14 protein-coding genes are annotated in these 14,801 nt (G+C 67.6%); 9 read left to right on the top strand and 5 right to left on the bottom strand.

Features of this window, described 5'->3' with window-relative positions; translation table 11 throughout:
• Nucleotides 1–73 precede the first annotated feature (73 nt).
• Nucleotides 74–1,612 carry a histidine ammonia-lyase gene (gene hutH / locus OC490_RS02185; protein WP_262056301.1) on the top strand — a complete coding sequence of 513 codons (1,539 nt, stop codon included), beginning with the start codon at nt 74–76 and terminating at the stop codon, nt 1,610–1,612.
• Nucleotides 1,613–1,653: 41 nt separating this feature from the next.
• Here hutH and OC490_RS02180 read toward each other — a convergent pair whose 3' ends face one another.
• Nucleotides 1,654–2,460, bottom strand: coding sequence for a hypothetical protein (locus OC490_RS02180; RefSeq protein WP_262056012.1), 807 nt, complete (start codon nt 2,458–2,460; stop codon nt 1,654–1,656).
• Nucleotides 2,461–2,501: 41 nt separating this feature from the next.
• Nucleotides 2,502–2,795, bottom strand: coding sequence for an LAETG motif-containing sortase-dependent surface protein (locus tag OC490_RS02175; RefSeq protein ID WP_262056300.1), 294 nt, complete (start codon nt 2,793–2,795; stop codon nt 2,502–2,504).
• A gap of 130 nt (nt 2,796–2,925) precedes the next feature.
• Here OC490_RS02175 and OC490_RS02170 point away from each other — a divergent pair, with 130 nt between their 5' ends.
• The gene (locus OC490_RS02170) at nt 2,926–3,279 is read left to right on the top strand and encodes a hypothetical protein (RefSeq protein WP_200712146.1); all 354 of its coding nucleotides are present in this window, start codon (nt 2,926–2,928) and stop codon (nt 3,277–3,279) included.
• Nucleotides 3,280–3,489: 210 nt separating this feature from the next.
• Nucleotides 3,490–4,740, top strand: a complete 1,251-nt coding sequence (locus OC490_RS02165) for an Ig-like domain-containing protein (protein ID WP_262056011.1) — start codon at nt 3,490–3,492, stop codon at nt 4,738–4,740.
• A gap of 323 nt (nt 4,741–5,063) precedes the next feature.
• On the opposite strand, the gene OC490_RS02160 is transcribed toward OC490_RS02165, so the two are convergent.
• The 3 genes from OC490_RS02160 to OC490_RS02150 all read right to left on the bottom strand — a co-directional run bounded on the left by OC490_RS02160 (nt 5,064) and on the right by OC490_RS02150 (nt 6,703).
• Nucleotides 5,064–5,540, bottom strand: coding sequence for a hypothetical protein (locus OC490_RS02160; protein ID WP_262056299.1), 477 nt, complete (start codon nt 5,538–5,540; stop codon nt 5,064–5,066).
• Nucleotides 5,541–5,664: 124 nt separating this feature from the next.
• Nucleotides 5,665–5,868 (bottom strand): DUF397 domain-containing protein, encoded by a 204-nt coding sequence (locus tag OC490_RS02155; RefSeq protein WP_262056010.1) that lies wholly within the window; start codon nt 5,866–5,868, stop codon nt 5,665–5,667.
• Nucleotides 5,840–6,703, bottom strand: coding sequence for a helix-turn-helix domain-containing protein (locus OC490_RS02150; protein WP_262056009.1), 864 nt, complete (start codon nt 6,701–6,703; stop codon nt 5,840–5,842). Before OC490_RS02150 ends, OC490_RS02155 begins: the two co-directional genes overlap by 29 nt.
• 112 nt (nt 6,704–6,815) lie before the next feature.
• On the opposite strand from OC490_RS02150, the gene OC490_RS02145 reads away from it, so the two are divergent.
• The 6 genes from OC490_RS02145 (at nt 6,816) to OC490_RS02120 (ending at nt 14,730) form a co-directional block, all read left to right on the top strand.
• The gene (locus tag OC490_RS02145; RefSeq protein WP_262056008.1) at nt 6,816–7,001 is read left to right on the top strand and encodes a hypothetical protein; all 186 of its coding nucleotides are present in this window, start codon (nt 6,816–6,818) and stop codon (nt 6,999–7,001) included.
• Nucleotides 6,998–7,366, top strand: a complete 369-nt coding sequence (locus tag OC490_RS02140; RefSeq protein WP_262056007.1) for an ATP-binding protein — start codon at nt 6,998–7,000, stop codon at nt 7,364–7,366. Before OC490_RS02145 ends, OC490_RS02140 begins: the two co-directional genes overlap by 4 nt.
• A gap of 92 nt (nt 7,367–7,458) precedes the next feature.
• On the top strand, nt 7,459–8,517 hold the full coding sequence (locus OC490_RS02135; RefSeq protein ID WP_262056006.1) for a hypothetical protein: 1,059 nt from the start codon (nt 7,459–7,461) through the stop codon (nt 8,515–8,517).
• A gap of 297 nt (nt 8,518–8,814) precedes the next feature.
• The gene (locus OC490_RS02130) at nt 8,815–10,281 is read left to right on the top strand and encodes an ABC transporter permease (protein WP_262056005.1); all 1,467 of its coding nucleotides are present in this window, start codon (nt 8,815–8,817) and stop codon (nt 10,279–10,281) included.
• 140 nt (nt 10,282–10,421) lie between these two features.
• Nucleotides 10,422–11,108: an ABC transporter ATP-binding protein gene (locus tag OC490_RS02125; RefSeq protein ID WP_262056004.1), complete on the top strand. Its 687-nt coding sequence runs from the start codon at nt 10,422–10,424 to the stop codon at nt 11,106–11,108.
• 274 nt (nt 11,109–11,382) lie between these two features.
• Nucleotides 11,383–14,730 carry a S8 family peptidase gene (locus OC490_RS02120; protein WP_262056003.1) on the top strand — a complete coding sequence of 1,116 codons (3,348 nt, stop codon included), beginning with the start codon at nt 11,383–11,385 and terminating at the stop codon, nt 14,728–14,730.
• Nucleotides 14,731–14,801: the final 71 nt, after the last annotated feature.

The following is a 14,801-nucleotide window of genomic DNA, read 5'->3' as shown; positions in this document are numbered from 1 at the left end:
TACCTGTAAGGGTCCAACCGGCACCCCGGTAGTGACACTGTCGCATTCAATGCGTACGCTCCTGAATATGGATATGCACACTGTGGTGGTGGGGACGTCCGGGGTCACCGCGTCCGACGTCCTCGCCGTGGCGCGTGGGGGCGCCCGGATCGAGCTTTCGGCCGAGGCCGTCGCGGCGCTCGCCGCGGCGCGCGAGATCGTGGACGCGCTCGCGGCCAAACCGGAACCCGTGTACGGCGTGAGCACCGGCTTCGGGGCCCTGGCGTCCCGGCACATCAGCCCGGAACTCCGCGCCCAGCTGCAGCGCAACATCGTCCGCTCGCACGCCGCCGGGATGGGGCCGCGGGTGGAGCGGGAGGTCGTCCGCGCGCTCATGTTCCTGCGGCTGAAGACCGTCTGCTCCGGTCACACCGGTGTCCGGCCCGAGGTCGCGCAGACCATGGCCGACGTGCTCAACGCCGGGATCACCCCCGTCGTCCACGAGTACGGCTCCCTCGGCTGCTCCGGCGACCTCGCGCCGCTCTCCCACTGCGCGCTCACGCTCATGGGCGAGGGCGACGCGGAAGGCCCCGACGGGGTCGTACGGCCCGCCGGTGAGCTGCTGGCGGAAGCCGGGATCGCGCCTGTCGAGCTGAGGGAGAAGGAGGGCCTCGCCCTTCTCAACGGCACCGACGGCATGCTCGGCATGCTGGTCATGGCCCTCGCCGACCTCGACATGCTCTACAAGTCCGCGGACGTCACCGCCGCCCTCTCCCTGGAGGCGCTGCTCGGCACCGACAAGGTGCTCGCGCCCGAGCTGCACGCCATCCGCCCGCACCCCGGGCAGGGCGCCAGCGCCGCCAACATGCTTGCCGTGCTTGCCGGTTCGGAACTCACCGGGCACCACCAGGACGGCGCGCCCCGCGTCCAGGACGCCTACTCGGTGCGCTGCGCCCCGCAGGTCGCCGGTGCCGGGCGGGACACGATCGCGCACGCCCGCCTGGTCGCGGAGCGGGAGTTGGCGTCGGCCGTCGACAACCCCGTTGTGCTGCCGGACGGCCGGGTGGAGTCCAACGGCAACTTCCATGGGGCGCCGGTGGCTTACGTCCTCGACTTCCTCGCCATCGCCGCCGCCGACCTCGGCTCGATCGCGGAGCGCCGTACCGACCGGCTGCTCGACAAGAACCGCTCGCACGGACTGCCGCCGTTCCTCGCGGACGACGCCGGTGTCGACTCCGGGCTGATGATCGCCCAGTACACGCAGGCCGCGCTGGTCAGCGAGATGAAGCGGCTGGCCGTACCGGCGTCCGCCGACTCGATCCCGTCCTCCGCGATGCAGGAGGACCACGTCTCCATGGGCTGGTCGGCCGCGCGCAAGCTGCGTACCGCCGTGGGCAACCTCACCCGGATCATCGCGGTGGAGCTGTACGCGGCCACGCGCGCCGTCGAGTTGCGCGAGGGTCTGGCCCCGGCGCCCGCCTCCCGCGCGGTCATCGACGCCGTACGCGCGGCGGGAGTTGAAGGCCCCGGGCCGGACCGGTTCCTGTCTCCCGACCTGGCCGCGGCGGAGGCGTTCGTGCGTGACGGGTATGTGGTGGAGGCCGTGGAGAAGGTCACCGGGCCGTTGCAGTAGGGGAGTTGGGGCCCGGCGTGGTAACGGCCGGGCCCCGTACGTCACTTCAGCTTGGCGGACTGGGCGGTGACCACCGCAGCGGGCACCGTGTAGGCCTTGTTGGCGATCATCGCGCCGATGTTCATCGTGTAGTACGTCGCGACGACGTTCCCGTGGCGGACGACCTCGGCGTGCGCGACGGAGGTCGTGCCGTCCGTTTCGTCCGGCTCGCCGTACACCGCGTAGGCCACCGACTCGTCGCCGGTCCCCGAGCCCTTCTCGGTGCTGATCTTGGTGAACTTCTGCTCTTCGCCACCGGCCGTCCCCGTGAAGCCACCGGCGCAGCCCGTGACCGCGTCGGACACGGCCTTGAAGGCCTTCTCGGCGCCGTCACCGTCGTACGACGAGAGCCCGACCATCGTCAGGTCGACGCTCATGGAGCCGGTGAGGGCCTTCTCGACGTCGTCGCCGCTCAGGTCCTCCAGGTCGGTGGAGGCGGCGGCCGACGGCTTCTTCTCCGCGGTGGCCATGCGGTTGGTCTCCACGGGCGCGTCGGCCGGGGCGACGCCGCTCAGGACGTAGAGCAGGGGCTTGCACTTCTCGTCGCCCTTGATGCCGCTCTTGCCGCCGGGGATCGACTCGCCCGCCTCGATCTTGTAGCCGTCGACATCGCCCTGGGCGAGTGCCAGCTTCTTCAACTCCGCGGCGGTGAGCGCCTTGGCGGTGTTCTTCCCGGAACCCTGCGCGGCGTTCTCGGTGTTGCTCTTGGCGTCGTCCGAACCGCCGTCGGAGCAGCCGGTGATGAGGGCCAGCGACAGTGCGCCCACCGCGACGGTGACGCACAGCCGTATGCCCGATGATCTCTTCATAAGCGGACTATGAAGCTTAAGTCAAGGAATCGTCAACCAAGTTAAAACCCGAGCCGCTCCCGTCGCACCGAATACGCCACGAAACCGGCGCCGAGGCCGAGGAACACGGTGCCGCCGACGATGTACGGCGTGGTGTCCGGGCTTCCGGTGTCGGCGAGGTGGGTGTCGTCCGAGAAGGTGGTGACGGCTGTCGAGGTCACCCTTGCCTGCTGGGTGACCTGGGAGGTTGGCGTCGCCGGAGTCTCCACTCTCACCTGGTCGGTCACCGTCGCGTTGGCGGAGGGGACGAACCACAGGGCGCCCAGCAGGGTGCCCGCGGCGGTGGCGGTCAGCATCGTTCGGCGAGCGGTTGACACGGAATATCGATCCCCTTGTGGCGCTGGCGAATTGGCCGTGTGGAGCGATGCTAATGAACTCTGCGGGTCGTGGGAAAGTCACGGGAGCCGTGGGCCGTACGCTCCCGGCATGAGCACTCCAGAGACATCACGTTTTGTACGCCTTCGTGTCGAACTCGTTCTTGAAGTGGAGAACGAGGACGCCGTGACCAAGGCCGCGCTGGCCAAGATCGCCGACGATCCGGAACTGCCCGGTGACGAACGGGTGCACGCCGAGAGCGCTGTGACGGAAGACACCGCCGAGGCCCTCGCCTATCTCGTGGACCCGTTCGACCTGGTCGGCGAGATGCCCGGGGTCGAACTGGCCCAGGCCTCATGGAGCAGTGAGGAGATCGACTACGACCCGGATTCGCCGGATTGGGACCTCGACGAGGATGATGTCGACGGCGATGAGGAAGCAGACGGGACGGCAGTGGTCGGCTGAGCCGTGCACGGGACCAGGTGACCCCGGGCGGCAACCGCTGTCCGGGGTTTCGTCGTCCCAACAGTTTGCGGGCGTCACAGTGGACGTGGTGTGCCCCACAGATAGTGGGTAAGCGGAACGGGATGCACCAGTCGTAGCGTTGAATTCTTAGGAACTGTTTAACGGGGCGCTCGGGTTTTCGGTGATTCGGCAACGATGGAGAAGCGTGTGATGACGGACAGTAAGCGGCGCAGGGGTCTTGTGGCCGCGTCCGCACTGCTCGGCGGTGTGCTTGTGCTCACGGCGTGTTCCGGCAGCGACGACAAGTCGTCCGGCAGCGATTCGAGCCAGAGCTCACAGTCGAAGGCCGACGAGGCGGCGGCGAAGAAGTCGTCCGAGGCCCAGATCAAGATCACACCGGCGGACGGTTCGGACAACGCCTCCATCAACAACTCGGCCGCCGTCACCGTCAGCAAGGGCACGCTCACGGCCGTGACAATGACGACCGCGGACGGTACGGCCGTCGCGGGCGCCATCTCCGCCGACAAGCTGAGCTGGAAGCCCAGCGCCCAGCTGGAGCGCTCCACGACGTACAAGGTCGCCGCGACCGCCAAGGACTCCGCGGGTCTGGCGGCCCACGAGAACGCCTCCTTCACCACGGTCTCCCCGGCCAACAGCTTCATAGGGAACTTCACTCCCGAGGACGGCTCCACGGTCGGCGTCGGCATGCCGGTCTCGATCAACTTCAACAAGGCGATCACCAACAAGGCCGCCGTCCAGAAGGGCGTCACCGTCACCTCCAGCAGCGGCCAGGAGGTCGTCTGCCACTGGTTCAACACCCAGCGCATGGACTGCCGCCCCGAGGACTACTGGAAGGAGAACTCCACCGTCACGCTGAAGCTCGCGCTCGACGGCGTCGAGGGCGCCTCCGGGGTCTACGGCGTGCAGCAGAAGACGGTCACCTTCCACATCGGCCGCAACCAGGTCTCGTACGTGGACGCGAAGTCGAAGCAGATGAAGGTGGAGCAGGACGGCAAGGTGATCAAGACGATCCCGATCTCGGCCGGTTCCCCCGAACACACCACGTACAACGGCCAGATGGTGATGTCCGAGAAGTTCGTCCAGACCCGGATGAACGGTGCGACGGTCGGTTTCACGGACGACGACGGCAAGGGCGAGTACGACATCAAGGACGTCCCGCACGCCATCCGCCTCACCAGCTCCGGCACGTTCATCCACGGCAACTACTGGGGCTCGCCTTCGGTGTTCGGCAGCGTCAACACCAGCCACGGCTGCGTGGGCCTGCAGGACGTGAAGGGCGCGGGCGACAAGAACATGCCGGCGGCCTGGTTCTACAACAACTCGATCGTGGGTGACGTGGTCGTCATCTCCAACACCGGCGACAAGACGGTGGCCCCGGACAACGGCCTCAACGGCTGGAACATGGACTGGGCGCAGTGGAAGGCGGGTTCGGCGGTCTGACCCGCCAACTCCGTTCTGCTTGAAGGCGGTTGCCCCCTCGGCTGGGGGTGACCGCCTTTTCTGCTGCCCTGCTCAAGTGGTTGGCGGCATATGTGAGTTGACGGTAATAGCCGTCATATGGCACGGGTCAAGCGCGTGAGGAGGTGGTGGCTCTGGTGGATCACCAGGTAGCCGGAGGCCCCCAGCAGTAATAGGGGCCTCCGAAGGCTCCTGAGTGAGCCTGAGCCCCTGTCACGGATACCCGCCGTGGCGGGGGTTCGTTCCTCTTCTACGGCGATACCGGCTACGGCGCCCGCAGCAAGCCCGACTTGGCCCTCCGGCTGTCACCCGGTGGGATCCACGTTCCAGGCTGCGGGCAGGTCGCTGTCGCAGAAGACGCAGACGAAGTCGTCCTCACGCACGATGTTGTGTTCCTGGCACTCGGGGCACCGTCGGAAGACCACCTCGTGGGTGAAGCTGGAGGGCCGCCCGAGCTCCACGTCGTCCAGAGCGCGGGCGACTGCCGGCCAGGAACTGGTGTCCGGGCAGTACCCGGTGGACTGGTTGCTGACCTCGCTCACGGCCCACCGGCCCGCCGCGCGTGCGAAGCTGATCTCACCGGCGCTCAGAACCATGTCTCCGCCGGCACAGGCCACATGCTCGCTTCGGCGCGGCGCCAGTCGAAGCACACCGTCCGTGCCGATCACGAAGGTGAACGGTTCGGCCAGCTCCGACGCCGATCGCTCACCGATCCATCTGCTGAAGTCGGCCTTCGATCTGATCAGGCACCCGCTGCGACCGGCCCGGACCGCAGCCTTCAGCTCGACCGGTCCGACATACCTGTAACCCCGCCCGCGCGCACTCACATCAGCCAACCTAGGGGCCTCCCACGGAGCTGGAGCGCGGGACCTGCTTTGCAAAAGTGTGACGGTTTTGGGGGTGGTGTCACACTTTTTGGAGGGTGGTGATGAAGGGGGCCCAGGCGGAGGCGGTGAGGATGAGGGCGGGGCGGTTCGGGGCCTTTGAGTCGCGTACGGGGACGAGGCCGGGGAGGTTGCGGGCGACCTCTACGCAGTTGCCGCCGTCCCCGTTGCTGTAGCTGCTCTTGAGCCAGAGCGCGTCACTCAAGTCGGTCCCGTTGCTTGCCATTTCGGTATTCCTCTGCCGCTGCCTTGATCATCTCCAGGGACGCCTTCGGTGACAGTGCGACGGCCCTGAGCCGATCGTATGCCTTGCGGTACTGCTTCACGAGGGCCGGATCGTCCACGGTGTCACCGCTGTACGACGCCTCGGTGTAGATCAACGGCGGGGCGTCCGGAAAGACCATGACCATGATGGAGGCGGCCATCAGAGGATGCGCGCCGCACGTTCGCGGAACGATCTGCGGAGTAACCCGACGCCGCTCGGCCAACTCCACGATCCGGTCGAGCTGTTCGGCCATCTCCCGTGGTGCCAGGACCGGGTCGGCAAGCAGCGTCTCGTGCAGGATCACCCAGTACTCCGGGGTGGAGTGGTCGTCCTCGAAGAGACGGGCGCGGGCGAGGCGGCCCACCACCTTCTCCTCGACCCACTCGTCGGAGGCCGCCGGGTGAGCCGACCGCACCATCGTCCGCGCGTACGCGGCGGTTTGGAGCAGCCCCGGGATGTTGATGGGGCACCACTCCTCGATGGACTCCGCGTGCTTCTCCGCCTCCAGGACCTTCTCGAAGTACGCGGCGTGCGGCCCCCTCCGCGCCTTCCGCACAACCTCACAGTTCCGCTCGAAGAACCCGTCCGTCCCAAGCTTCTGATCCGCGTGCTGGGCCAGATCGAGCGGCATCCTTCGCTCACCGTGCTCAATATCGCTCAGGTACGTCTTGCTGTAGAAGCTGCCCTTCAGAAACGCATCCAACGACAACCCCGCCTCCTCCCGCTTCCACCTCAACTCCTTGCCGTAGAACGTCGGAACGCTCATCGAGCCGTCGATGTCCTTGCCCCGTGCCACCACTCGATCTCCTCCGCTGACCCGGTCGCGAACGCGAAACCTCTTTTACGGTAGCCAGCGGGACGCCAGTCTGTGAGCTGTTCGTCACAGAGCGCACAGGAGGCACCCGTTCATGCCCGACCCCTACGACACGACCCTCTGCGTGGAGGAACTCCGCGAGGCCCTCGCCCTGCACGGCGTCACGCTCCCCTCCCTCGGCGTGGACATCCTGGCCGCCGGCCTCGTCGCGCTCGGGAACTGCAACACCGCCACCGCCCGCGAACTCGCCGCCGCCCTCCGCAAGGCGGCGGAACAATGACGTTCGAACTCCGCCTGCTCGCAACTCCCAAGGCCGCACCGGAACTTCGCCACCACCTTCGCCACCACGACTACGACGTCCGCCTCTGTGCAACGGAGTTGGTGACAAACGTGATCGACCACGTTGGCGAGGGAACCCCGGTGACCGTCCGAGTCCTCGCCACTGACGACGGCCGTACGCGCGTCGAGGTCACCGATCCGGACCCACGCGCGTTGCCTGTGCTACTCCGGGCGACCGCGACGGACGAACACGGCAGAGGCATGGCGCTTCTCGACGCGCTGGCTCTGCGATGGGGCGTCGAACAGGCGGCGGATCGCAAGACGGTGTGGTGCGAGCTGAACGGCCCTACCGGAAGGGGCCGTTGAGCAGGCCAAGGGCGAGGAGCTCTGGACGTCAGTTCATGCCACCGGCTAGGTTTTGCTTCCGCCGTATTCAAATACCTAGGAGCATATAGGCCTTGGGCAATGCGTCTCAGCACGACGGATCACAGGGGATTACCCGACGTCAGGTTTTGAGAACCGGCGCAGGGCTGACTGCCGCGGCCACGACAGTCGGCCTACCGCTGCTCGCAGCGACACCGGCAAGCGCAACGGTAGCCAGCTCCAGCTACTTCTTCTTCGGTGGCAAGGGCGACGACCCGGTCTTGAGACAGACCCTTCACCAGCCTTACTGGGCGATGCAGTCCTTCGCCTACGATTACATCAACAAGAATATCTACATCGCACAGGTCAAGCCCCACAGCACAACGGGCGACAACTGGATCAACAAGACTGATGTGTCCGGCAACGTCCTGGGCACGATGGCGATCCACGGCTTCGGCCACGCATCGTCGATGGGTGTTGAGCCGACGAGCGCGGGCGCCGAGCCGTATCTGTGGCTGGAGGGCGCCGTCAACACCGCCACCGGCGGCGGCCAGAGAATTTCCCGCTTTCGATACGTGGAGGGAGGGGACCTCACCTGGGGCGCCTCCTCCATCAATGACCGTACGCCCACAATATCCAGATTCGTGAATTATCCGCGACCGGCTATCGACCCCTACACGAACCGGCTGCTGATTCGCTACCGGGCGAATCTGACCGACACTCGGCCGTGGCGCATTGCGCTCTTCAATCTCGACGACGCAGTCGCCGGCAGGCTCACCGACGATGATCTCCTCCTTGACCGGGCGATCCCGAACAACACCGAACTCGGCCCCATCACCGACGACGACGACTTCCAGGGCATCACCGCGTACGGTCAGTACGCATACCTCTCCTACGGCGCCCCGCCCACGGACGACGTCCCCGAACCGAAGTCGTATCTCGTCCGCCTCAATATGAACGAGACCGGCGCATCGTACGACGAGGTGTTCCCGACGACCGCGGGCGCATCCCTGCCGGGCCGTGAACCGCAGGGAATTGCCATCTGGCGCACCTCCAGCGGCCCCAGGCTCTCTTTCGGGTTCTCGTCGAAGATCAGCACTGGTCCCGATGAGTTCCAGGCGACTATTTTCGATAAGTACGAAGTCATTAACTAGCCTCAAAATCAGTGGCTTGAGACCATATTCCAATGGCTGCGAACCCTGCCGGCCCCAACGTCTCAAGCCACTGGTACAGGGGTGCGCGGCGGCCACTCCCGCCCGCCTCACCCCTCGCGATCGCGAACCGGGGCGACGGTGCTCATGGGCCGCCTGTCCAAAAGGCGCGAAACGGTCCACACCGCACCCCCGTTGACAGCCCCGCGCATGCTCATTCTTTGCCCACGGACAGCCTTCTCATCGTTCTCTTATGTCGGCCTTATGGCATCATCACGCGCCGTACCTAGCTTGCGGGCCATGTTCTTCACCTACCTGAGGCGCGAGTTGCGCCGCCGCAGAAAAGCGGCCCTCGTCGTCGCCTCCGGCCTCGCACTGGGCATTGCGCTGGTCATCGTGGTCAACTCCGTGTCCTCCGGCATGGGGAAGGCGCAGGACAAGGTCCTCCAGTCGCTGTACGGACTCGGTACGGACATGACCGTCACCAAGGCGGCCACGGCCAGCGCGAGCAGCTCGCAGCAGCCGCGGTTCCAGTTCGACGCCAACAACAACGACGACAGCAAGACGCAGAGCAGTGACCGCGTCATGGTCCAGGGCTTCACGACGCTGGCCTCCACCACCGTCACCAAGGTCGCGGGCCAGAAGGGGGTGTCCGACGCCGTCGGCGGGCTCAGCCTCAACGTCGTCAAGGTCGACGGCCAGTTCACCCGCGGCCAGTTCCAGCAGAACCAGGGGAGCGGCACCGAAGGCGGCGGGAACCGCGGCGGTGGCACCGGCGCGCCGCAGGGCTCGGTCACCGGTGGTGGCGCCAACTTCAACATCAACGCGTACACCGTCTACGGCACGGACGTCACCAAGCCCGCGCTCGGCCCGCTGACCTCCTCGAAGATCACCAGCGGCCGTACCTTCACCACCGCCGAGGCCAACTCCAAGGTCGTCGTCGCCGACTCGGCCTACGCCAAGGAGAAGAAGCTCAAGGTCGGGTCCACGGTCACGATCAAGAGCGTCAAGTACAAGGTCATCGGGATCGCCACCGCCACCAGCGGTGACGCCGCGGCCAACCTGTACATCCCGCTGACACAGGCGCAGACCCTGAGCGGTGACAAGAACAAGGTCACCACGATCTACGTCAAGGCGACCGACTCCAAGCAGATCTCGGCCGTCAAGAAGACCATCACGAGCAATGTCTCGGGTACGACGGTCACCACCTCCGCCGACCTGGCCGACACCGTCTCCGGGTCGCTGTCCACCGCCTCCTCGCTCGCCACCAGCGTCGGCAAGTGGCTGTCGATCGCGGTCCTGATCGCCGCGTTCCTGGTCGCCGGTCTGCTCACCTCCTCGGCGGTCTCGCGCCGGGTGCGTGAGTTCGGCACGCTGAAGGCGCTCGGCTGGAAGTCGGGCCGGGTGACCCGGCAGGTGGTCGGCGAGGCCGTCGTCAACGGTCTGGTCGGTGGCGTCCTCGGTATCGCGCTCGGCCTGGCGGGCGCGTACGTCGTGACCGCGATCAGTCCCACCCTGTCCGCCTCCCTCGGCAACTCGGCCGGTGGCGGCGCCCGGGCGGGCGGCCCCGGTGGTGGCGGCTTCGGCGGTCCCGGCCGGCAGGCCGCTGCCAAGACGCTCGACGTCGCGCTCACCGCGCCCGTCAACGCCACCACCATCGGCCTCGCGGTCGGCCTCGCCGTCGCCGGCGGCCTGATCGCCGGCGCCTTCGGCGGCTGGCGTGCCTCCCGCCTGCGCCCGGCGGACGCCCTGCGGCGCGTCGAGTAGCCGGAAGCGGTTCCTGCCGGGCCCCGAAGGGGCGCGGGGAACTGCGCGACCAGCCACGACGGCGCCGCAGACGAAATCGGCGCAACGGGGCCCGTCCCACGACGGGCCCCAACCCCCTTTACTTCTCCAGGAGTTGTTCCATGTATGAACTCAGAGGCGTCACCAAGCTCTACTCGCGCGGCAAGGAAACCGTCCACGCCCTGGACGGCATCGACCTCACCATCGGCGACGGCGACCGCCTGGTCATCCAAGGGCCGACCGGCGGCGGCAAGTCCACCCTGCTCCAGATGATCGGCGCCCTCGACCGCCCCACCGCGGGCGAAATCGTCCTGGACGGCGTCGACTTGGCGAAACTGTCCGAGGCCAAGCTCACCAAGGTCCGCAGCGAGAACATCGGCTTCGTGTTCCAGTCCTTCAACCTGATCCCGACGCTCACCGCGCAGGAGAACGTCGAGACCGCCCTCGTACCGCTGGGCGTGAAGACGAAGGAGCGGCGCCAGCGGGCCGCCGACGCGCTGGTGTCGGTCGGGCTCGGGGAACGCCTCGGCCACCTCCCCGGCGAGATGTCCGGAGGACAGCAGCAGCGTGTCGCCATCGCCCGCGCGCTCGTCAAGCAGCCCAAGGTGCTGCTCGCCGACGAGCCGACCGGCAACCTCGACGAGTCGATGCGCGACGAGATCATGGACGTACTGGAGCGCATGTGGAAGGAGCACGGGCTGACCTTCATCATGGTCACCCACGACTCCGCCATCGCGAAGAAGGCGCCGCGTCTCGCCACCATCCGCAAGGGGAAGATCACAGTGAAGGAGAACGCGGCGTCCAAGTAACTCCTGTGCTGTGCAAGGGAGTTCGGAGCGGGAGACTCCTTAGCGGAGTTCTCGCGGGCTGAACCCGGCGACTGGGTAACGGAGTTCACGCGGGCTCGTAACATTCCGCGGCTGTGCTTTCTCACCCTCCTCTCATCTCTTGAGCGGTTGATCACCCCTCGGCATACTGCGTGTTCCGGGGGGTGTACGCGCAGGTGTGCGAACTTTCCCCCGGCCGGGCGAATGGGGAAATTCGCCCGCTACCTGAGCTCCAGGGGGAGTTTTGCGCAGACAAGTGAAGAGAGCGTGCGCGGCCGGGATCGCCACGGCCGCAGCCGTCGCCCTCGCTGCCGGCATGACCAGCCCGGCGTCGGCGAAGCCCGAGCAGAGCGCGCGGAGCGCGACCGGCTCCGCGCTGCGTACTGCCGGTGCCGCGCAGGCCCGGCTGGCCGGCGAGCACCACCTCACCCTGATCACCGGCGACCGCGTCACCGTCGACGCCAAGGGCCGGGTCGTGGGCCTCCAGCCGGCAAAGGGCCGTCAGCACATACCCGTTCAGGTCCGGAAGATCGCCGGGCACACGCTCGTCGTACCCGCCGACGCGGCCCGCCTGGTCGCGACCGGCAAGCTCGACCAGCGGCTCTTCGACATCACCGAACTCGACAAGTCCGCCGAGCGCGCCTCCCAGAAGGCCGGCCTGAAGGTCATCGTCGGCTACCAGGGCGCCGCGACCGCCACCAGGGCCGACGTCCGCGACGCGGGCACGCTGCGCCGGTCCCTGAAGACCCTGAACGCCGACGCCGTCCAGACCCCGCAGCAGGACGCCCACGAGCTGTGGGACGCCGTCACCAACGGCGACAGGACGGCCTCCGGCATCGCGCACATCTGGCTCGACAGCGTCCGCAGGGCCGCCCTCGACAAGTCGGTGCCGCAGATCGGCGCCCCCAAGGCGTGGGCGGCCGGCTACACCGGCAAGGGCGTCAAGATCGCCGTACTGGACACCGGAGTCGACGCCGACCACCCGGACCTGAAGAACCAGGTCATCGAGGCCAAGAACTTCTCCACCGCCGCCGACACGAAGGACCGCGTCGGGCACGGCACGCATGTCGCGTCCATCGCGGCGGGCACCGGCGCGCGGTCGCACGGCAAGTACAAGGGCGTCGCACCCGGCGCGAAGATCCTCAGCGGCAAGGTCCTCGACGACAGCGGCTCCGGTGACGACTCGGGCATCCTCGCCGGCATGGAGTGGGCGGCCCAACAGGGCGCCGACATCGTCAACTTGAGCCTCGGCGGCCAGGACACCCCGGGCATCGACCCGTTGGAGGCGGAGGTCGACAAGCTCTCCGCCGAGAAGGGCATCCTCTTCGCCATCGCGGCGGGCAACGAGGGCCCGGAGTCGATCGGTTCGCCCGGCAGCGCGGACGCGGCCATCACCGTCGGCGCCGTCGACGGCAACGACAAGCTCGCCGACTTCTCCTCCACCGGCCCGCGCCTCGGCGACGGCGCCATCAAGCCGGACGTCACCGCGCCCGGCGTCGACATCACGGCAGCCGCGGCCCCCGGCAGCCTCATCGACCAGGAGGTCGGCGAGAACCCGCCCGGCTACCTGACCCTTTCGGGCACGTCGATGGCGACCCCGCATGTCGCGGGCGCCGCCGCCCTCCTCAAGCAGGAGCACCCCACGTGGGGCTACGCCGAGCTGAAGGGCGCGCTGACCGGGTCCGCGAAGGGCGGCAAGTACACGCCGTTCGAGCAGGGTTCGGGCCGTATCGCCGTCGACAGGGCCATCAAGCAGACCGTGATCGCCGACCCGGTCTCGGAGAGCTTCGGCATCCAGCAGTGGCCGCACACCGACGACACCCCGGTCACCAAGCAGCTCACCTACCGCAACCTCGGCACCAAGGACGTCACCCTCAGCCTCACGGCGGCGGCCACCGACCCCAAGGGCCACACGGCCCCTGCCGGCTTCTTCAAGCTGGGCGCCACGAAGGTGACCGTCCCGGCCGGCGGCAGGGCCTCGGTCGCCCTGACCGTCAACACCAAGCTCGGCGGCACGCTCGACGGCGCCTACTCCGCGTATGTGACGGCGACGGGCGGCGGACAGAGCGTCCGTACGGCCGCGGCCGTCGTGCGCGAAGTGCAGTCGTACGACCTCACGTTGAAGTTCATCGGCCGTGACGGCGCCCCGGCCGCGTACTACGACGCCTCGGTGGCGGGCCTCTCCGGCCTCGGCAACGGCGAGTTCTTCAGCCCGTACGACGCCTCGGGCACCGTCAAGGTCCGTGTCCCCAAGGGTGGTTACGTACTGGACACCGGGATCTTCGTCGACCCGGAGGACCCGGCCAAGGGAGCCGACTGGCTCGCCCGGCCCAAGCTGAACATCGCCAAGGACACCACCGTCACGATCGACGCCCGTACGGCCAGGCCGGTCGACATCACGGTGCCGGACGCCGGTGCCAAGTCGGCCTTCGCGTCGCCCGCCTACTCGATCACGACGCCGGACGGGAGCGGCACCTCCTTCGGCTGGCTCCTGGCGACGTACGACAACTTCCGTACCGCGCACCTCGGTCCGCAGGTCACCGACGGTTCGCTGTCCGAGCAGTGGGACGCCCACTTCGTCAAGGGCACCGACGAGCAGTACGACACCACGACCGCGGCCAGGGTCAAGCAGCTCGCGACCGGCTACACCAAGCACTACAAGGCGAGTGAACTCGCCACGGTGAAGGCCCACATGGGTGCCGGAGCGAGCGGCAAGACCGGTGTGCTCAGCGCCTTCGGCTACCTGCCCGACAGCTTCGGCGGCTCCGCCATCGGCGTTCAGCAGAAGCTGCCCGGCACCCGCACCCTGCACGTCTCCACCGTCAACGGGGTGCAGTGGGGGCTGGAGTTCGAGCAGGACGGCGGGCTCGACGCGGAGGGCTTCCCGATCCCGGAGGCCTACTACACACTGAACGACCTGCAGACCTTCAGGGCCGGCCGGACCTACTCCAAGACCTTCAACACGGCGGTCTTCGGCCCCCATCTCACCGCCGACTACGGCGTGTTCCGCAGCGGCAACGACATCGCCGGGCTGCTGCCGCTGTTCGCCGACTCCCAGGGCAACCCGGGTTCGTCGACGTTCACCTCGGTCAACACGACCCTGTACCGCAACGGCACCAAGGTCGGCTCCAACAAGGACCCGCTGATGGGCGGGGCCACGTTCAAGGTCCCGGCCGCCAACGCGGCCTACAGGCTGACCACTTCGGTCATCCGCAGCGTCAAGGTCGCCGCCGCCTCCACCCGGATCGACGCGAGCTGGACGTTCTCCTCGAAGAAGCCGTCCGGTTCCGCCGTCGCCCAACTCCCGGTCTCCACGGCCCGGTTCCACGCGGTCACAGGCCCGGACAACCGCGTCGAGGCAGGCAAGAAGGTGACCTTCCCGGTCACCGTCGAGGGCGCGGCGGCCGGCCGCAACCTCAAGTCGCTCGGCGTGTGGGTGTCGTACGACTACGGCCAGACCTGGAAGAAGCTGACGGTGGTCAACGGCAAGATCACCGTCACCAACCCGGCCAAGGGCAAGGCCATCTCCTTCCACGCCAAGATCGCCGACAAGAAGGGCAACAAGTCGACGATCTCGATCTACAACGCGTACTACGCCAAGTGAGCCGCTAGTACCTGAGTAGGCCGACAGCGAACGGTCCGCCGGAAGTGCAGCTTCCGGCGGGCCATTCGTGT

This window comes from Streptomyces sp. STR69, from assembly GCF_024519455.1.
GTDB lineage: Bacteria > Actinomycetota > Actinomycetes > Streptomycetales > Streptomycetaceae > Streptomyces.
This window is presented reverse-complemented; position numbering and strand designations above follow the sequence as displayed.

Bases quoted from the DNA above. Each gene is read 5' to 3' on its own strand.
- hutH (WP_262056301.1), top strand. From the start codon at position 74: ATGCACACTGTGGTGGTGGGGACGTCCGGGGTCACCGCGTCCGACGTC.
- OC490_RS02130 (WP_262056005.1), top strand. From the start codon at position 8,815: ATGTTCTTCACCTACCTGAGGCGCGAGTTGCGCCGCCGCAGAAAAGCG.
- OC490_RS02175 (WP_262056300.1), bottom strand. From the start codon at position 2,795: ATGCTGACCGCCACCGCCGCGGGCACCCTGCTGGGCGCCCTGTGGTTC.
- OC490_RS02140 (WP_262056007.1), top strand. From the start codon at position 6,998: ATGACGTTCGAACTCCGCCTGCTCGCAACTCCCAAGGCCGCACCGGAA.
- OC490_RS02180 (WP_262056012.1), bottom strand. From the start codon at position 2,460: ATGAAGAGATCATCGGGCATACGGCTGTGCGTCACCGTCGCGGTGGGC.
- OC490_RS02165 (WP_262056011.1), top strand. From the start codon at position 3,490: ATGACGGACAGTAAGCGGCGCAGGGGTCTTGTGGCCGCGTCCGCACTG.
- OC490_RS02125 (WP_262056004.1), top strand. From the start codon at position 10,422: ATGTATGAACTCAGAGGCGTCACCAAGCTCTACTCGCGCGGCAAGGAA.
- OC490_RS02145 (WP_262056008.1), top strand. From the start codon at position 6,816: ATGCCCGACCCCTACGACACGACCCTCTGCGTGGAGGAACTCCGCGAG.
- OC490_RS02155 (WP_262056010.1), bottom strand. From the start codon at position 5,868: ATGGCAAGCAACGGGACCGACTTGAGTGACGCGCTCTGGCTCAAGAGC.
- OC490_RS02170 (WP_200712146.1), top strand. From the start codon at position 2,926: ATGAGCACTCCAGAGACATCACGTTTTGTACGCCTTCGTGTCGAACTC.